The organism is Streptomyces sp. NPDC002889, assembly GCF_042888425.1.
Lineage (GTDB): Bacteria > Actinomycetota > Actinomycetes > Streptomycetales > Streptomycetaceae > Streptomyces.
Window position 1 is genome coordinate 58,616 of sequence record NZ_JBIAPT010000017.1, and the last position, 17,159, is coordinate 75,774.

The 17,159-nt window shown below is 71.2% G+C and carries 15 protein-coding genes; 10 read left to right on the forward strand and 5 right to left on the reverse strand.

Features of this window, described 5'->3' with window-relative positions:
• Positions 1–7: 7 nt before the first annotated feature.
• Positions 8–667: a C39 family peptidase gene (locus tag ACFYWI_RS24840; protein ID WP_389236500.1), complete on the forward strand. Its 660-nt coding sequence runs from the start codon at positions 8–10 to the stop codon at positions 665–667.
• Between the two features lie 185 nt (positions 668–852).
• On the opposite strand, the gene ACFYWI_RS24845 is transcribed toward ACFYWI_RS24840, so the two are convergent.
• Positions 853–1,410, reverse strand: a complete 558-nt coding sequence (locus tag ACFYWI_RS24845; protein ID WP_389236503.1) for a TetR/AcrR family transcriptional regulator — start codon at positions 1,408–1,410, stop codon at positions 853–855.
• Positions 1,411–1,505: 95 nt separating this feature from the next.
• Between ACFYWI_RS24845 and ACFYWI_RS24850 the strand changes: the two genes are divergently transcribed.
• The 3 genes from ACFYWI_RS24850 to ACFYWI_RS24860 all read left to right on the forward strand — a co-directional run bounded on the left by ACFYWI_RS24850 (position 1,506) and on the right by ACFYWI_RS24860 (position 4,360).
• On the forward strand, positions 1,506–2,372 hold the full coding sequence (locus ACFYWI_RS24850) for a hypothetical protein (protein WP_389236505.1): 867 nt from the start codon (positions 1,506–1,508) through the stop codon (positions 2,370–2,372).
• 280 nt (positions 2,373–2,652) lie between these two features.
• Positions 2,653–3,414: an HNH endonuclease family protein gene (locus ACFYWI_RS24855; RefSeq protein ID WP_389236507.1), complete on the forward strand. Its 762-nt coding sequence runs from the start codon at positions 2,653–2,655 to the stop codon at positions 3,412–3,414.
• 199 nt (positions 3,415–3,613) lie between these two features.
• The gene (locus ACFYWI_RS24860; protein WP_389236509.1) at positions 3,614–4,360 is read left to right on the forward strand and encodes an N-acetyltransferase; all 747 of its coding nucleotides are present in this window, start codon (positions 3,614–3,616) and stop codon (positions 4,358–4,360) included.
• A 90-nt stretch (positions 4,361–4,450) separates the two neighbouring features.
• On the opposite strand, the gene ACFYWI_RS24865 is transcribed toward ACFYWI_RS24860, so the two are convergent.
• Complete coding sequence (locus ACFYWI_RS24865) at positions 4,451–5,275, reverse strand: DUF4352 domain-containing protein (protein WP_389236511.1); 825 nt, start codon at positions 5,273–5,275, stop codon at positions 4,451–4,453.
• A 211-nt stretch (positions 5,276–5,486) separates the two neighbouring features.
• Here ACFYWI_RS24865 and ACFYWI_RS24870 point away from each other — a divergent pair, with 211 nt between their 5' ends.
• From ACFYWI_RS24870 to ACFYWI_RS24880, 3 genes are all read left to right on the forward strand, one after another.
• Complete coding sequence (locus ACFYWI_RS24870; RefSeq protein ID WP_389236513.1) at positions 5,487–7,667, forward strand: N-6 DNA methylase; 2,181 nt, start codon at positions 5,487–5,489, stop codon at positions 7,665–7,667.
• Between the two features lie 123 nt (positions 7,668–7,790).
• Positions 7,791–8,432 carry a hypothetical protein gene (locus tag ACFYWI_RS24875; RefSeq protein ID WP_389236515.1) on the forward strand — a complete coding sequence of 214 codons (642 nt, stop codon included), beginning with the start codon at positions 7,791–7,793 and terminating at the stop codon, positions 8,430–8,432.
• Positions 8,429–9,955: a protein kinase gene (locus tag ACFYWI_RS24880; protein WP_389236517.1), complete on the forward strand. Its 1,527-nt coding sequence runs from the start codon at positions 8,429–8,431 to the stop codon at positions 9,953–9,955. The genes ACFYWI_RS24875 and ACFYWI_RS24880 overlap by 4 nt, the downstream gene beginning before the upstream one ends.
• 22 nt (positions 9,956–9,977) lie before the next feature.
• Here ACFYWI_RS24880 and ACFYWI_RS24885 read toward each other — a convergent pair whose 3' ends face one another.
• Positions 9,978–10,655: a DUF4328 domain-containing protein gene (locus ACFYWI_RS24885; RefSeq protein WP_389236519.1), complete on the reverse strand. Its 678-nt coding sequence runs from the start codon at positions 10,653–10,655 to the stop codon at positions 9,978–9,980.
• Between the two features lie 503 nt (positions 10,656–11,158).
• Here ACFYWI_RS24885 and ACFYWI_RS24890 point away from each other — a divergent pair.
• Positions 11,159–12,004, forward strand: coding sequence for a trypsin-like serine peptidase (locus tag ACFYWI_RS24890; RefSeq protein WP_389236521.1), 846 nt, complete (start codon positions 11,159–11,161; stop codon positions 12,002–12,004).
• Between the two features lie 93 nt (positions 12,005–12,097).
• Here the strand turns inward: ACFYWI_RS24890 and ACFYWI_RS24895 are convergent, their stop codons facing one another.
• Complete coding sequence (locus ACFYWI_RS24895) at positions 12,098–13,024, reverse strand: class I SAM-dependent methyltransferase (RefSeq protein WP_389236523.1); 927 nt, start codon at positions 13,022–13,024, stop codon at positions 12,098–12,100.
• Between the two features lie 95 nt (positions 13,025–13,119).
• Positions 13,120–15,510, reverse strand: a complete 2,391-nt coding sequence (locus tag ACFYWI_RS24900; protein WP_389236525.1) for a YfhO family protein — start codon at positions 15,508–15,510, stop codon at positions 13,120–13,122.
• A 133-nt stretch (positions 15,511–15,643) separates the two neighbouring features.
• Between ACFYWI_RS24900 and ACFYWI_RS24905 the strand changes: the two genes are divergently transcribed.
• Positions 15,644–16,621, forward strand: coding sequence for a glycosyltransferase family 2 protein (locus ACFYWI_RS24905; protein ID WP_389236527.1), 978 nt, complete (start codon positions 15,644–15,646; stop codon positions 16,619–16,621).
• Positions 16,618–17,067, forward strand: coding sequence for a GtrA family protein (locus ACFYWI_RS24910; RefSeq protein WP_389236529.1), 450 nt, complete (start codon positions 16,618–16,620; stop codon positions 17,065–17,067). Before ACFYWI_RS24905 ends, ACFYWI_RS24910 begins: the two co-directional genes overlap by 4 nt.
• Positions 17,068–17,159 lie beyond the last annotated feature (92 nt).

A 17,159-nucleotide genomic window follows, 5' to 3' on the forward strand; every position in this document is an offset into this window, starting at 1 on the left:
CGGCCCCATGGCGCGGCCCCTGTACGGGGGCGCCACGGTCATCCACTCGGTTCCGTACTACGCCCAGTGGGCCTCACCTGATCTGGTGCCCGCGATCATCGGCGGCGCGATGCGGGCGGCCGATGATCCGCTGTGGTCCGCGTACGGGGCGAAGAGCCCGCAGGAGTACGAGTGGTGGTCCTGGCGGCTGTGCGGCATGGCCTGCCTGCGCATGGCGCTCGGCTTCTGGCAGCAGCCCGTACCGACGCCCATGGCCCTGGCGGCGGAGTGCGTCGAGGCCGGGGCGTATGTGAAGCGTCCCGACGGCCTGGACGGACTGATCTACGCGCCGTTCGCGGTCTACGCCGAACGCAGATGGGGGCTGCACGCCGAGGCGCGCCCCCAACTGCCCGGGAGCGAGATCCCCGAGCTCATCGCCTCGGGCCGGCTGCTGCTGCTCTCGGTGCACCCGTCCATCCGCGAGCTGTCCCCGTCCCCGCCGCACCGAGGCGGCCACCTGGTCCTGGCCGTCGGCACCACCGAGGACCACGTGGTCATCCACAATCCGTCGGGTTTCCCGGGCCACTCACAGGAGTTCGCCCGCATCTCCTGGGACGTGCTGGACCGGTACTACGCCGGGCGGGGCGTGGTGCTGGGGAACGGGCGCCGGCGCAGTACGTGTCCCTAGGCTCCCGGCGCGATCTGGCGCAGGATCGGGCCGAGCGGAGCGCCGAGCAGCCGGACCGGGAGACCCTGCCGCAGGGCGCCTCGGATCCCGCTACCCCGACGCGATGACGGCGTCCCGGCGAGGTCCCGCCCCCGACCCGGATCCGGGCGACGCCCCCGATGACGGATGACGGATGACGGTGGTGATCAGCGCGCCGGGCCGAACATCGTCCCCGCGAGTGCCCGGAATGCCTCTTCCGGGTCGCGATCACCCAGCGGGCGGTCCAGATTGCGGGTCAGGAGCAGGGTCGCGAAGCCGTGCGCGACCGACCAGGCCGCCATGGACATCAGGTCGGTGTCCTCGGCGGGGCGCTGTTGTGTGACGCCCGCGCGCAGTTCCGCGTCCGCGCGGGACTTGGCCGCCAGCAGGTCGGGGTCGTCGGGGCGCAGGAGTTCCGGCTGGAACATGACCTGGAAGTGCGCGGGGTGGTCGAGCGCGAAGCGGACATAGCGCACCCCGCGTTCGCGCAGGTCGGGGGCTTCGGCCAGGGAGTACGCCAGCAGGTCGAAGCCCTCGGCCGCGATCGCTGTGAGCAGGCCGGCCCGGTCCTTGAAGTGGTGGGCCGGGGCCGCGTGGGAGACGCCCGCGCGGCGGGCCAGATCGCGCAGGCTCAGGGCCGAGGGGCCTTCGGTGCGGATGACGTCGAGTGCGGCGGTCAGCACGGCCCGGCGCAGGTCGCCGTGGTGGTACGTCGGTCGGCTCATGGCTTCAGGCTACGCGGAATCTAGGCATTGACAAGTTCTCTCCGGAGGAGCAATCTAGTCGGTGGCTAGATAACCGCCTGGACCGAGGAGTTGTCATGTCCGACGACCTGGGACGCGTACGACAGATGTGGCATCTGCTGGAGCCTCTGCACGCCGTGCTCTACTACGCGCCGGCGGCATTCGAGGAGGCCGCGGAACTCGGCTACAGGACCGACGAGCGCTGGCCCAGCTACTTCGCCTGGCGCGCAGCGCCACTGGGGGAGGCCGGGGCGGTGCGGGTGACCTCGGCGTTCTACAGCTTCAGCCCGGAGATGGTCGAGCAGTACGTGCCCGACGCCTGGCGGGTCGCGGCACCCGACGCCGTGCTCGCCGCCAGGCTGCGGGCCGTCGACCGCACGTACCGGACCGTGCTCGGGGACGCGATCGACTCCCCGGAGCTCGCCGAGGCGGCGGCACTCGCCCGGCGCGCGGCCGAGGCCGCGGAGCACGCGGGGCGCCCGCTCGCCGCCGGCAATGCGGCCCTGCCGTGGCCGGACGCACCTCACCTCGTGCTCTGGCAGGCCGCGACGATCCTGCGCGAGCACCGCGGCGACGGGCATCTCGCCGCGCTGCTGACCGCCGGGCTGGGCCCCGTCGAGGCGCTTGTCTCGTTCGCCGGCGTCGGCGCGGCTCCCGTGCCGGTCTTCAGGAGCCGCGGCTGGAGCGCGGCGCAGTGGACCGCGGCACGCGAGCGGCTCGGCGCACGCGGCCTGATGGACGAGGACGGGCAGGCCACCGCCGCCGGGCGCGAGCTGCGCGCCGAGGTCGAGCGGCGTACGGACGAGCTCGCCGCAGGGCCCTGGGCGGCCCTGGGCGCCGAGGACACGGCGCGGCTGGAGGAGCTGCTCGGTACGTATTGGGTCGGGGTGATCGGCACCGGCCTGCTGCCCGGGGAGAACACCCTCGGCATCGGCAAGGTGTGATACGGCGGCCGGTCATCCGGATCCAGGCACCCCGTATCCGGGTCGTCCCGCATCCGGTATCCGGGTCCACACACAGAGACACCGCCCACGATTGCCGGCTCGGCTCCGCAGGCGGTGTGTGCGTGTGCGTACTTGTGTCTGGTTGCTAGAACCTTTCGGACATCCCCATCCAGTCGTCCTTCCGAAGGGGACCAGGTCCCTTTCCACGTTACGCCCCCCTGGCGAAAATTGCGCGTCGTGTCTCAGTAGGGTATGGGTCCACGCTCGGGGAGGGGACACGATGGCGCGGCTGCTCGCGCGCGGGCCGGTGCCGGCTGCGCTGCTCACCGGAATCCTGCTGACAGGAAGCCTGCTCACCGGGTGCGACGGCACCGGGCTGACCGAGGGCGGCGGCGCGACAGCGGCGCCCGGGGCGACCAGCCCGCTCGCCAACCCGCAGGGGACCCGGCCCGGCCTCGCCCCTCTCACCACCGACCGGGAGCGGACCGAGGCCCGCGAGCTGATCGCACGGGTGGCCACCAAGGGACGCGGCCCGAAGACGGGCTACGACCGTGACCGGTTCGGCTATGCCTGGATGGACACGGCCGACGGCGTACCGCTGGCCCGGAACGGCTGCGACACTCGGAACGATCTCCTGAACCGCGATGGTCAGGACCTCCGGTTCCGTTCCGGCTCGGATTGTGTGGTCGTGTCGATGACGCTCCACGATCCGTACACGGGCGAAGCCATCGAGTGGCGCAAGCGGCAGGCGACCGAGGTACAGATAGACCATGTCGTCCCGCTGTCGTACAGCTGGCAGATGGGGGCGGCTCGCTGGGGCGTCGCCAAGCGACGTCAGTTGGCCAACGACCCGCTGAATCTGCTGCCCGTGGACGGCCCGTCCAACAGCCGCAAGGGCGACTCCGGGCCCGCTTCCTGGCTGCCCCCGAGCAAGCGGATCCGCTGCGCGTACGTGGTGCGCATCGCCCAGGTGGCCGTGAAGTACGAGATGCCGGTGACCGCCGCCGACAAGCGGGCGATGCTCGCGCAGTGCGGCGGCTGACGGCAGCAGGGAGAAGTCTCGGAGTCGGCGGACCGGACGGTCTTCAAACCCGGTCCGTGACCGGAGCCTTGTCAGCCGGGGCCTTCGGTCGTACAGCGCCACGAGGCGCAGCATGCCGCCGATCGCCCCGCTCAGCAAGGTGCCGATCACCGGTCGACAACCGGTGGGTTGCGCGGCAGCACCTGGCTAGTCTGCCGGGATGGATCTGCACATCACCACGCTTGCCGACCGGCCCGAATTGCAGGGCGCCATGTGGCAGATGGTCGACACCTGGCCCGAGTTCGTGATCAACGATCCGGTCGCCTGGGCGAACATCGGGCGGATCGTCTCCGAGCTGCCCGAATACGTGCTGGTCGCCACCGATTCCGAAGGGCGGGTCGCGGGACGGGCGTTCAGCGTGCCGTTCCAGCTCGCCGCCGACGGGCGGGTGCAGCTGCCGGACGGCGGCTGGGACCAGGTGGTGCTGTGGGCCTTCTCCGATCTGCGGCACGGCCGGACCCCGGACATCGTGAGCGCGATCGAGATCACCGTGGCCAAGGATCTCCAGGGGCGCGGCATTTCGGGCATGCTGCTGGCCGCGTTGCGCGACAACGTGGGCCGGCTCGGGTTCTCCGAACTGGTCGCGCCGGTGCGGCCGAGTGCGAAGAGCGCCGAGACGAACGCGCTCATCCAGGAGTACGCGTACCGCACCCGCGCGTCGGACGGACTGCCGCACGACCCCTGGCTGCGGGTGCATGTGCGGGCCGGCGGGGCGATCGAGAAGGTCGCGCCCGCCTCCATGACGGTCGCCGGCTCGCTGGAGCAGTGGCGCACGTGGACCGGGCTGCCCTTCGGGACGACCGGCCCGGTCGAGGTGCCGGGTGCGCTGGTGCCGGTGCACTGCGAGGCGGAGCGCGGGTACGCCGTGTACGTGGAGCCCAATGTGTGGGTGCGCCACCGGCTGTGACACATGAGCGTCACGACATCCGAGGCGCACGCCTGACGAGTGAAGGCCGCCCACGGGGCGGCCTTCACGCTGTCCGGGCCCTCAAGGGGCTCAGAGCTTCAGCTCCCACTGCGAGGCGTTGTAGTCGAAGCTGGGGCTGACCTCGACGGTGAGCGTCTTCGCGTCGGCCGGGGCGTCGAAGGCGAACTGGACCGTGGCCTTCTTGCCGGGCAGGACGTTGCCGGTGAAGCCGGAGCCGACCTTGCCGTCGAAGATCTCCTCGGCGGTGACGCCGTCCTCGCCGGCCGTGGCGTCGGCGGTCAGCAGGGTCGCGTCGAACTTCTCCTTGCCGCCGTTCTCGATGACGATCGTGACGCTGTACGCCTTGTTGCCCTTGGTGTGGCCGGAGGCGAACTCGTCGGGGGTGTAGGGCTTGGGCTCGCTGACGGTGATCTTCAGGTCGTCGTCGTAGATCGCGCCGTCCCCGGCCTCCAGCCCCTTGCCCTTGTCACCCTTGTCCTCACCCTTGTCGGACGCGCCGCCCTTGTCGTCCTTGCCCTTGCCGGCGGCGGGCTCCTTCGACGCGCTGCTGCCGCTCGTGGCCTTGTTGATCTCGTCCACCGCGTCGTCCACGGCCTTGAAGGTGAGCACCGCACCGACCACCGAGAGGATCAGCGCCACCAGTCCGAGGACGGCACCGGTGGTGGTCACTCCCTTGTTGCCGGCCTCGCCGCGCTTGACCCGGCCCCGTCCCGACAGGCCCAGGATCAGGGCGATCAGTCCGAGGATGCCGGCCAGCCAGAAGAAGAGGGGGATCAGGCCGGACAGGGTGCCGATGATCCCGAGCACCAGGGCGGCCGTGCCGAGTCCGTTGCGTATCGGCTGCGCCGGGACGGGGGGCTGGCCGTACTGGGGCTGCTGCGTGGAGTGGGACATGGATGCCCTCCCGGACATGGATGTGGTCGGGACTCATTGCGAATCCCGTGTAGCGATGGGTTAATAAGAGCAGAGGTTGTGAACCGAGTCAACACTGTTCACAGATGACGAGTCGGTCCACAATGTGAAGTGGTCTCTCGTCGTTGCGGCGTATGCTCGATGGCACAACCGAGGCCGGTACAACGGTCGTTGCGGATGAGGGAGTCGGCCTGTGCCGAAGGATTCGAGCGAGGTGACCGCCGCCGGAATCGCCCGGCTCGCGGGGGTCGGACGCGCCGCGGTCAGCAACTGGCGACGCCGCCACGCGGACTTCCCCAAGCCCGTCGGCGGTACCGAGACCAGCCCGTCCTTCGCCCTCGCCGATGTCGAACAGTGGCTGCGCGACCAGGGAAAACTCGCCGAAGTCCCGCTGCGTGAACGGGTCTGGCAACAGCTCGCGTCCCACCCCGCGGGCGCCGTCACCGCACTGGTCCACGCAGGCTGCGTCCTGCTGTTCCTGCGCGACCGGCCGACCGCCTGGCTGGAGTCGGCAGCCGTCTCCGACGAACGGCTCGCAGAGGTGCTGCCCGCCGCCCTCGACCCGGTGCTGCGCCGACGTCTCGGCGACACCGACCCGGCTGTGAACACCCCGACCGACATCAGCCGACGGGGCAACCCGGCCGCCGCCCACCCCCACGCCCCGTCTGTGAACACCGATTCCGGCGCGACCGGCGGCGTTGTGAACACCCCGGACACCGCCGCACTGCGCCCCTCGGTCCCGCTGCTGCGCGGTGTCGCCGAGCTCGCCGCCGAACTCGGCGCCCGCCAGGCCTTCGAGTTCCTGCTCGGGCGTCAGCTCGACGCCAACCCGCGCCAGTACACGCTGACCCCGTCAGGCCCCGCCGCCCTGATGGCCGCGCTCGCGGGCCCCGCCCGTACCGCCCTCGACCCCGCGTCCGGCACCGGCACGCTGCTGCGGGCCGTTGACCGCCCGGAGGCGCTGTACGCCCAGGAGACCGACCCCGAACTGGCCGCCCTCACCGGGCTCCGCCTGGCCCTGCACACGGACGCCGAGGTACGGGTCGCCTCCGGTGACGCCCTGCGCGCCGACGCCTTCCCGCAGCTCGCCGTGGACGCGGTGCTGTGCCACCCCCCGTTCAACGAACGCAACTGGGGCCACGACGAACTGGCCTACGACCCGCGCTGGGAATACGGCTTCCCGGCCCGCACCGAGTCCGAACTGGCCTGGGTCCAGCACGCACTCGCCCGGCTGCGCCCCGGCGGCACCGCCGTCCTGCTGATGCCGCCCGCCGCCGCGTCCCGCCGCTCGGGCCGCCGCGTCCGGGCCGGGTTGCTGCGCCGGGGAGCGCTGCGCGCCGTCGTCGCCCTGCCCGCCGGCGCCGCACCCCCGTACGGCATCCCGCTCCATCTGTGGATATTGCGCAAGCCCGACGCCGGGCAGGCTCCCCCGCCCGAGCTGCTGCTCGTCGACGCCGCCGAGCCGACCGGTGCGAGCGGCGCGGGCGGCGGGCGCGACCGGCTCGACTGGCAGACCGTGCACACCACGGTGCTGGAGGCCTGGCAGCCCTTCGAACGGCACGGCACCGCCACCGAGCAGCCCGGCATCAGCCGCTCGGTCCCGGTCATCGAACTCCTCGACGACGACGTGGATCTGGCCCCCGCCCGGCATCTGCCACCGCCGGCGGCGGCCGGCGGGGCACGGGAGCTCGCGCGGGTACAGGAGCGTCTGACCGACACCCTGCGGCTGGCAGGCGAGCTCACCCCGCAGCCCGCGCGGTCCACCGAGCCCGCGCCCTGGCCCGCCACCACGGTCGGCGAACTGTCCCGCGCGGGCGCGCTGGTGCTGCGAGCAGGCGGTGCGGGCGGCGTGGGAACCTCGTCCCAGGCCCGGACCGCCCCGGGCGCCGACCACCCCGTCCGCGTACTCACCGAGCAGGACGTCCTCGCCGGCACCGAGCCCTCCGGCACGCTGCCCGAGACCACGGACGAGGAGCCGGTACGGGTCGAGGAGGGCGATGTCGTCGTACCCGTACTCGGCGGCGGATCCGTCGTGCGCGTCATCGACGGGTGCACCGCGGGTGCGGCGCTCGGCCGCAACCTCCAGCTCCTGCACCCCGACCCGGCCGCACTCGACCCGTGGTTCCTCGCCGGCTTTCTGCGGGGCACCGCCAACAACCGGCAGGCCAGCAGCTACGCCTCCACCGCGACCCGGCTCGATGTGCGTCGCCTCCAACTGCCCCGGCTGCCCCTGGCCGACCAGCAGCGCTACGGCGAACGCTTCCGCACCCTGGCCGCTTTCGAGGACGCGCTGCGCCTCGCCGGGCGGCTCGGCGAGCAGCTCGTCCAGGGGCTGTACGACGGACTGACCGACGGCACGGTCCTGCCTGAATGACATCGTCCGCGGCCCTGGAGTGACGTACCGGACACCCAGTCCGTACAACCCGGGACCCCCTGTCCGTGTCGGTGTATACGCTCAGTCCCCTACGCCTCGTCCCCAGGCCCGTCAGGAGCAGAAATGCACGGCCACGGCTATGCGCCGCCGCATCCCCAGCGCCCGTCGACCGGGGTGCTGGTCGCCCTGCGCACGGTTTTCGTGGCGCTGGCACTGCTCAGCTGCGGCCTCCTGGCCTGGGCGACGATGCTGCGGATCGCGATCATGCGCCGCCGTCGGCTGGACTGGGTGCTGTTCTGGGTGAGCCTCGGCCTCGTGATCATCACGATGGTGGTCATCGGCGAGTTCGGCTCGGACGCGGAACTGGCCGGCTCCAAGGATGCCGACCCCGGGCCGATCGACTACGTGTTCGTCATTGTGTTGTTCGGGATGGCGATCGGGGTACCGGTCCACTATCTGGTCGCGGACATCCGCCACTACCAGGACCCGCGTCCGCCGGGCTGGACACCGCCACCGGTGCAGGCGGGCTCGCCGTACACGGCCACGCCCTCCACGCCGTACGGCATACCGCAGCGGCCGACGGGATACGGCTACCCGCCCGCGTCCCCCCAGCCCCAGCACACGCCCACGCCTCCGCCCGCACCTGCCCCCACGCCTCCGCCCGCGCCCCCGCAGCGCGACAAGAGCCCCCGCATCGACCAGGTCCGGGCCGAGCTCGACGAGCTGAGTGACTACCTCCGCAGGGAACAGGGCGACGGCCGGTGAACGGACGCGTCATCGGCGAGCGTTACGAGCTCGCCGCCCTCATCGGCCAAGGCGGAATGGGCCAGGTCTGGACGGCGTACGACGGCCGCCTCGACCGCCGGGTCGCCGTCAAACTGCTGCGCCCCGACCACATGGCGGCCGCCACCGCCGCCGACGAGATGCGCCGCCGCTTCGTGCGCGAGTGCCGGGTGACCGCGCAGGTCTGCCATCCCGGGCTGGTCACCGTCCATGACGCGGGCGGCGACGGCGACGACCTGTATCTGGTGATGCAGTACGTCGAGGGCGCCGACCTCGCCGACCACCTGGCCGAGCACGACCCCTATCCCTGGCAGTGGGCCGTCGCGGTTGCCGCGCAGCTGTGCGCCGTCCTCGGCGCAGTGCACGCTGTGCCGATCGTCCACCGCGACCTCAAGCCCCGCAATGTGATGGTGAAACCGGACGGCACGGTGACCGTGCTGGACCTCGGTGTCGCGTCCGTCATCGACACCGACACCACGCGGCTCACCCACACCGGATCGCCCATCGGCAGCCCCGCCTACATGGCCCCCGAACAGGCCATGGGCGGCGCGGTCGGCCCGTACACGGACCTGTACGCGCTCGGAGTGCTGCTGCACGAACTCCTCAGCGGCAACGTGCCGTTCGCGGGCTCCACCGCCCTCGGCGTGCTGCACCGCCACCTGTACGAGCCTCCGCTGCCGGTGCGCCAGCTGCGCCCCGAGATACCCGAAGCCCTCGAGGCCCTGGTACTGCGGCTGCTCGCCAAGGACCCGCAGCACCGCCCGTCCGGTGCGCAGGAGGTGTACGAGGCGCTCGCGCCCTTGCTGCCCGCCCGGGGCAACCCCGGGGGACCGCTCGACCCGACCCGCCCCTTCCTGCGCCCGCACGCCCCCTGGCCCGACCGCGTGAGCACCCCGCCACCCCCGGTCGCACCACCGGCACCCGCCGCGCCCCGGCCCGATGTCGCGGCCGCGGTCGACGAGGTCAAGCGACTGCTCGGCGAGGGCAGCATCACCCAGGCCGTCGACATCCTCGGCGGCATCCTGCCCGCGGCCGCCGCCGAACACGGTGAGCGCTCACCGGTGGTACGGATCCTGCGCAAGCAGTATGCGACCACGCTGATGGACGACGGCCAGTACCGCCGCGCCCTGCCCGAGCTGCGCCGCCTCGCCGACGACCGCACCGCCGAGGCGGGCCCGGCGGACCCGCAGACCCTGCAGTTCCGCTACGACGCGGCCCATTGCCTCGAGCAACTGGGCCAGCCGGCCGCGGCACTCGCCGAGTACCGCGCGGTGCTGCCCCACTACGAGATGCAGCAGAAGTCGGGCGGCACGGACGGCGGACGGGCCTTCGAGGTACGCCACCGCATCGGCCATCTGCTGCTCGCGGTCGGCGACCACACGGCGGCGCAGCACTCGTTCCAGTCCCTGCTCTACGACACGGAGCGCGCCTACGGCCCGTACCACCAGCTCCCGGCCGAACTGCGCCGCGCCCTGGAGCGCCAGCAGCAGTTCCGCACGCGCTGATCGATCCGCGCCCGAGCCGGCCTCACACGGCGACCGGCTCGGGGCCGCGCAGCGCCTTCGCGTGCTGCATCTGCGTCAGCTTGTGGACGAGGCGGATGGCGAGGACGGCCGCGGCGGTGTCCAGCACGTCGGCGAGGACGAGTGTCGCTGTTGCGGTGAAGAGCTCCTTCGGGGACTCGGCCATGTCGAATCGCCACTCGGCGAAGCAGGAGAGCGCCAATACGGCGATGCAGGACCCCCACCACACATTCAGCAGCGTGCTCGACGCGTGCTCGCGGCCCGTGTACGGATCCTTGCGGCTCGCCTGCCACACCTGCGCGGCGATCCCTCGCGGAATCCACAGCTGTGCGACGGGGACGAACCAGCCACCGATGGCCCAGCCGGGCCCATGGGCCGGCAGGTCCGGGGCGAACGCTCCGGCATTCCTTGTCACCCGGTGGAACCACACGATGAAGACAACGGCGGTCGCAAGGAATGTGAGGCGCTGCAGCCCGGACGCGAACCCCAGCAGCAGTTCCGCCGTTTCGGCCTCGTCGATGTCGTAGGCCATCACGTCGCCGACGCCCGTACTGGCCAGCACGGTCAGGAGTTTCACGGCCGCAGCACTGTTCGCCACGTCGGTGACGATGACGGCACCGAGCATCGCCACAACTGCCCGCCCCAGTCCCATGGGTGAGCACAGATCCGCTCCGGCGCCCATACCCGGCCCCGCGGCTGTCGGGTGTGCCGGGACGGTCGCGCAACCATGGCAGAGATCTTCGCTCCGGCCGGCCACAGCCGCATTCGTCCCACATCTGGAGCAGAGCATGACGGAGAAACCCCCCACGGGTGAGTAACAAGGAGTGCCGTCCCCTCCCCAGGGACGGCCGTGACGGAACCTATGTCCCCAGTGCGCCCCCGGTCCAGCACGATTGCGCGGCTCAGCCGCCGCTCAACTGCGGGGCCGACGCCGGAACGCCTCCCTCGGCCCGGCTCCCGCGCCCGCTGGCGCGGATCGTGTACACGGATTCCGGTGAGACCGGATTCCGTGTACACGATCTCCAACAGGGCAGGGACTTCCTGGCGCCCGGCAATCACCGGACGGCGTACGGACGTTGGTGGCCGAAAACGGCGCCTTGATGGCATGGGCCCACCCCTCGACAATGCGCATGACAAGTCGAAGTCGTCACTTCGGCCACTCACGTCGCAAGAGGGGACCCCCACATGAACAAGCCTCTCGCCGGCACGCTGCTAGCGCTCACGCTCCTCGGAGCGGGCGCCGCACCGGCAGTCGCCGCGGAACCCGCAGAACCCGCAGAACCCGCCGTGGACGTCAAGGCGGTCGACTTCGCCGGAACCGTCGCGCTCAGCAACTGTTCCGGTTCCGTCGTCAAGGCGCCCGGATCGCAGCCCACCGATCCCGCGCTCGTCCTGTCCAACGGCCACTGCATAGAAAGCGGCTTCCCGGAGCCCGGCGAGGTCGTGCTCAACCAGGCGTCCACCCGCAGCTTCGGCCTGCTCAACTCCGGTGGCACCAGAGTCGCGACACTGCGCGCGAGCAAGATCGCGTACGCGACGATGACCGACACCGACGTCTCGCTGTACCAGCTCACCAGCACCTACGCGCAGATCGAGTCCCGGTACGGCATCAAGGCGCTGGAACTCAACGCCGCGCACCCCGTGCAGGGCACGGCCATCAAGGTCGTCTCCGGCTACTGGAAGCGGATCTACAGCTGCAACGTCGACGGCTTCGCCTACCTCCTCAAGGAAGGCTCGTGGACCTGGAAGGACTCGGTCCGCTACACCTCCAGCTGCAACACCATCGGCGGAACCTCCGGCTCGCCCGTCATCGACAACGCCACCGGCAAGGTGGTGGCCGTCAACAACACCGGCAACGAGGACGGTGGCCGCTGCACGGACAACAACCCCTGTGAGGTCGACGCGAACGGGAACGTCACCGTACGGCCGGGAATCAACTACGCGCAGCAGACCTACACGCTCGTGCCGTGCATCGGAGCCGGCAGCCGGATCGACCTGAGCCGACCGGGCTGCGCGCTGCCCAAGCCGTAACGGCTGTCCGCCCGCGTCGGGCGAGCCGGAGAGGACGTGACGATGCGGACGGGGCGTGGTCCGGTCCGGGTGGACCGGACCACGCCCCCGCGTTCAGGCCGCCCGCAGATACGCCGACGTCGCGACCGTGCCCAGCAGTTCCAGTCGCGAGGTCCCGGTCGCCAGGTGCTTGTCGAGTGCCTCCTGGACGCCCGGCCAGGCCTTGTCGCCGCAGTCGTCGAGTACGACGATGCCGCCGGACGCGACGATCTGCTCCACCCACTCGAGGTCGGAGGCCACTCCCTCCATGGAGTGGTCGCCGTCCACGATGATCACGCCGTACTCCCGGTCGGAGACCGCGGCCCGCACCTCGGGGTCGGAGGAGAACCCCTGTTGGATCCGCGCCTCGAGCGCCGCACGGTTGCCGCCGAGCGCCAGGTTGGCCCGTACGACGTCCTCGCGCACCGGGGTGCCCGTCGGGTCGGCGTTCTGGGCGGTGCCGGGCTGGAGCTGCAGGCCCGCCAGCGGGTCGACGATCGTCAGGTCCGGTTCGATGCCGGCCCGGTGCACCATCCGCACCAGGGCGGAGGCGAACACGCCGTACAGGGTCCCGATCTCGAGGATGTTGCCGTTGGGTGGGGAGAGCAGCGGAACGGTCGCGAGCTTTCCGCAGATGTTGGAGGTGGAACCGGCCACCCTGCCGACGGCGAGGGCCTCCATGGCGATCAGCGTGCGGTAGGCGACGACCACACCGCGGCGGGCGTGCTCGTTGTCCCCGCTCACGTCCTTTATCTGGCGCACCAGGGTGTCGATCTGGGCGGGACGCGGCATGCGGTGCCCGCTTCTGGCCGTGCCGTCGAGCAGCAGACCGAGCGCGTACTGCCGCTGCTGCATCTCGTCCACCTCCCGCCGCAGGACATCGAGCTCCGTCCGCAGGGGCCGGGTCGTACGTGCCACACCCCGCTCCACACGCTGATCCATTGCGGTGAGGGCGGAGCGCAGGACTCGCTTCGTCAAACTGTTGCGCAGCAGAGAGGGCATGCCGGGAAGGTACGCGTGAACCGTCGTCACGCACACCACGCGTCAGTGTTGCGCGGGTGAAGTGTTGATGTCACCGCGGCAAAGAAGGCGAAGCATCAGGCGGCTCCGACCACATCGTCGGCCTCCGGCGTCAGCCTCCGCCTGCGGCGCAGCGCCGGAAGCAGAGCGCTGCCGACGAGTGCCGACAGCGCCGCGGCCCCGACGGCCGAGCCCGCGAGAAGGCCCGGCGGCCGGAACGAGCAGTCGATGCGGGTGCTGCTGCCGTCCAACGGCACGGCGATCAGGCCGAGATGGGAGTCGGCGGGGCGGCCGTCGCAGCTCCAGCCCGCGATCCGGGGCGCGGCGACGACCGCCGTCCCCTTGGTGCCGGGCGGCAGCTGGGCGCTGATGGAGCTGCCGGACACCTCGACGGAAACGGCGCCGGTCGCGCTCAGCCCGGCCACGGCGGCGTTCAGCCGTTTCCGGTCCAGGCACTCGACGCTCGCGCCGGGCGGGGCCGCCGCACCTTTGCCGTAGGAAAGGGAGGCGCCGGGAGCGGTGACCGTGCCGAGCGGGGTGAGCGCGGCGCGCCGCTTGGGCTGTCCGCCGCGCAGCCTCACCGCTTCGCCGTCGCCGAGCCGCGCCGTGCCGGTGAAGTCGGGTGCCCACAGGTAGACCTCGCTGCCGACCGGGCACGCGCCCGCGACGGCGGGGGTGTACACGTCCGCGCCGAGCAGCAGCTCCTGGTTGTGGAACGGCGAGTCGCCGTAGCGGAGCGGGGGACCGGGCGGCCGTACGGTCACCAGCGGCGGCGTCCGCTCCGCCCGGGTGACCTCGGGGTGCTTGCCGACAGGTGCGCGTACCCGCGCGCCGACCGAGAAGATCGCGTCGGTCACCGGGTTGTCGAGGGACTGCACGTTGCGGCCGTTGGAGGTCCAGCCCGCGCCGAGCGCCGCCAGTGTGCGGGTGAGCACATCGGGCGTGTGGCTGCTGTAGTACGCGGCGCCCTGACCCCCCATCAGCATCGGGTCGTTGCCGGTGGTCTGGTCACGGCCGGGGTCGGTGCGGTAGGCGGGCCAGCCGTCGGCGCGGGCGACGGCCGCGGCGCGCTCGCTGTGCGCCGTGCCCCAGACCGGGTAGTCGTCGAACCGGCCGAGGCGCTGCCGGTCCGCGTAGGCGGCGGTCGCGGCGGCCTGCCCGACGAGTGCGCCGGTCAGCAGCAGTGCCGCGACCACCGTGAGTCTGCCGCGCCGGGCGAGCACCAGGCCGCCCGCCACCGCGGCGAGCCCGGCGGCGAACAGGGGGAACGTCCAGCCGGTGACCAGTTCGCTGGTGGCGCCCGCGAGCGCGATGACCGTGACGACCGCTGCGCCGCCGAGCAGGGCGCGCCGGTCCGGCCAGCCCGCGGACAGGCACATCCAGGCCGTGATCACCACCATCCCCGCGAGGACGAAGGTCTGCCGGTAGGGGCTGCCGTTGGGCGTGGCGAAGACATGCCACACGAGATGTGTGGGGCCCCACTGCAGGGAGACGGCGACCGCGACCGTGAGCCCGGTCCACACCCACCGTGTGTGCCGCGGCACCGCCCGGTTGAAGGCGAGCGCGCCGGCCAGCAGGATCGCGCCGCCGCCGACGAAGAGCGCGGGCGTGAAGAAGCTGTACGTCGCCGGCAGCGTGCGGGCGAACACATCGGTCCAGCCCGCGGGCGCGAACTCCTTGGTCCAGCCCGGGTAGGCGTGCTTCGAGCCGAGGAACACGGGGACCAGGACGGGCGCGGCCAGGGCGATGCCGAGCAGGAGGGTCCGGGCGGCGCGCACCAGGACCCGTATTTGCTCCCGTGCCTGCGCCCGCTCCGGCAGCAGCCGCGCGGCCAGCACCAGCGCCGCCCCGATGGTCGCCATGTACGCGGTGTAGAAGTTGGCGATCCATGCCACCGCCACGATCGCGGGCCCCAGCAGCGGCCGCCGGCCCGTGCGCGCCCATTCGCCGACCAGGCACAGCAGCGGTAAGGCGATCAGCCCGTCCATCCACATGGGGTTGTACGAGGCCTCGAGGACCGACCAGCCGCACAGGGCGTACGAGGCGCCGAGCACCGACGCCGTCCACCTGCGGTCCGTGCCCTTGTGCAGCGAGGTGAGCAGCCAGGTCATGGCAGCGGCGGCCGTGGCCATCTTCAGCAGCGTGACCACGTACAGGGCGAGGTCGATCCGGTCCCGTGGAAAGAGCCCGACCGCTACGGCGAACGGGCTCGTCAGATAGGTCCCGAGATCGGGCAGAAAGCTGGTGCCGTAACCGGACTGCCAGTTGACGAACAGTCCGCCGTCCGCGCGCCCGTGCAGCAGGTCCCACAGATGGGCGTGGAACGGGATGAACTGATTGCCGAGGTCGTTCACGCTGCGGGTGCGTGCTCCGAACGGGTGGCTGCGGGCGATCGCGTCACCCGCGCACACGGTCCCGACGGTGATGAGCGCGGCGAGTGCGGCGGCACGGCCGCGCGCGGAGGGCAAAGTCCACATGATGTCTCGAATATGCCAGCGATGTCCGGCAAAACATGCTGTGCCTACGCCAGTTCACGCAATGGTCGCCCAGGTGTCACGTCGTGAATCCGCGCGGGACACAAGGCTGGGTTGTTGTTCTACCGTGCTGATCTCATTAGTGGTGCCGTGCTTCGACGAAGAGGAGATCATCGGCCGTTTCCATGAGCGCGTGACCGAAGAGCTATTCCTGCTCGAGCAGGAATACGAGCTGGTCTATGTGGATGACGGAAGCCAGGACCGGACCCTTCCTCTTCTCCGGGACATTGCCGACGCGGACCCCCGCGTCCGCTACGTCTCCTTCAGCCGCAACTTCGGCAAGGAGGCGGCGATGCTCGCGGGCCTCCAGCACGCCAAGGGCGAGGCCGTCGTCATCATGGACGCCGACCTGCAGCACCCGCCGGAGCTGGTGAAGCGCATGCTGGCCCTGTACGGGGAGGGCTTCGACCAGGTCATCGCCCGCCGCACCCGCAAGGGTGACCGGGTCACCCGCACCCTCACGGCGCGCGCCTACTACCGGCTGATCAACCGGTTCGTCGATGTCGAACTCGTCGACGGCGTGGGAGATTTCCGGCTGCTGTCGCGGCGTACGGTCGACGCGGCCCTGGAACTGACCGAGTACAACCGTTTCTCCAAGGGCATCTTCGCCTGGGTCGGATTCCGCACCACGGCGTTCGCGTACGAGAATGCGGTACGTGAGCGGGGCCGGTCCACATGGAGCTTCGGCAAGCTGCTCAACTACGGTCTCGACGGAGTGCTCTCGTTCAACAACAGACCGCTCCGGGCCGCGCTCTGTCTCGGAATGCTGCTGCTGGCCGTGGCCATGGCGTACGCGGCCTGGATCGTCGGTGTCGCCCTGGTGAACGGCGTGGACACCCCCGGGTATGTCACCCTGCTCGTAGCGGTCATCGCGCTCGCCGGCGTACAGATGCTGATGCTCGGGGTGGTCGGCGAGTACGTCGGCCGCATCTACTACGAGGTGAAGCGGCGACCGCACTTCCTGGTGAAGGCGACCGACGCGGACCTTCGACGACAGGACGACGACGAGCGGCACCGGTGCACGGGGGAGCTAGTAAGACGATGACGGTCCAGGTCCAGATGGTCAGGTTCGCCCTGGTGGGGGTGGTGAACACCGGGACGTACTACGGCCTGTACCTGGCCCTGCTGACCTGGTTGCCCTATGTGGCGGCGCATGTCGTCGCCTTCCTGCTGAGCATGGTCGGATCGTTCTTCCTGACCTCGTACTTCACCTACCGGACCCGCCCCACCTGGCGGAAGTTCCTGCTCTTCCCGCTGACCAACCTGGCGAACTTCGTCGTCACGACGAGCGGGGTGTACCTGCTGGTGGACGTGCTGCACTTCGGCAGCCGGTACGCGCCGCTGATCGCGGCGGCCGCGGCGATCCCGATCACGTTCGTGGTGTCCCGGACGATCATGCTCCGCCCGGACCGCGGCACGCCGCCGGCTCCGGCCGCCCCGGAGGAGCCCCCGGTGGAGCGTGCGGTCGCGGGACGGTCCGGGAACGGATGACCTCGCGGGCGGCCGACCTCGCCCGGGCGCATCCGTAGCCGCAGGCGAATCGTTTGGCGAATGAGTGGCCCACGCCACTCGGACTGCCTAAC

Bases quoted from the DNA above. Each gene is read 5' to 3' on its own strand.
- ACFYWI_RS24875 (WP_389236515.1), top strand. From the start codon at position 7,791: ATGCACGGCCACGGCTATGCGCCGCCGCATCCCCAGCGCCCGTCGACC.
- ACFYWI_RS24910 (WP_389236529.1), top strand. From the start codon at position 16,618: ATGACGGTCCAGGTCCAGATGGTCAGGTTCGCCCTGGTGGGGGTGGTG.
- ACFYWI_RS24855 (WP_389236507.1), top strand. From the start codon at position 2,653: ATGGCGCGGCTGCTCGCGCGCGGGCCGGTGCCGGCTGCGCTGCTCACC.
- ACFYWI_RS24885 (WP_389236519.1), bottom strand. From the start codon at position 10,655: ATGGGCGCCGGAGCGGATCTGTGCTCACCCATGGGACTGGGGCGGGCA.
- ACFYWI_RS24840 (WP_389236500.1), top strand. From the start codon at position 8: ATGGCGCGGCCCCTGTACGGGGGCGCCACGGTCATCCACTCGGTTCCG.
- ACFYWI_RS24895 (WP_389236523.1), bottom strand. From the start codon at position 13,024: ATGCCCTCTCTGCTGCGCAACAGTTTGACGAAGCGAGTCCTGCGCTCC.
- ACFYWI_RS24850 (WP_389236505.1), top strand. From the start codon at position 1,506: ATGTCCGACGACCTGGGACGCGTACGACAGATGTGGCATCTGCTGGAG.
- ACFYWI_RS24860 (WP_389236509.1), top strand. From the start codon at position 3,614: ATGGATCTGCACATCACCACGCTTGCCGACCGGCCCGAATTGCAGGGC.
- ACFYWI_RS24890 (WP_389236521.1), top strand. From the start codon at position 11,159: ATGAACAAGCCTCTCGCCGGCACGCTGCTAGCGCTCACGCTCCTCGGA.
- ACFYWI_RS24845 (WP_389236503.1), bottom strand. From the start codon at position 1,410: ATGAGCCGACCGACGTACCACCACGGCGACCTGCGCCGGGCCGTGCTG.
- ACFYWI_RS24865 (WP_389236511.1), bottom strand. From the start codon at position 5,275: ATGTCCCACTCCACGCAGCAGCCCCAGTACGGCCAGCCCCCCGTCCCG.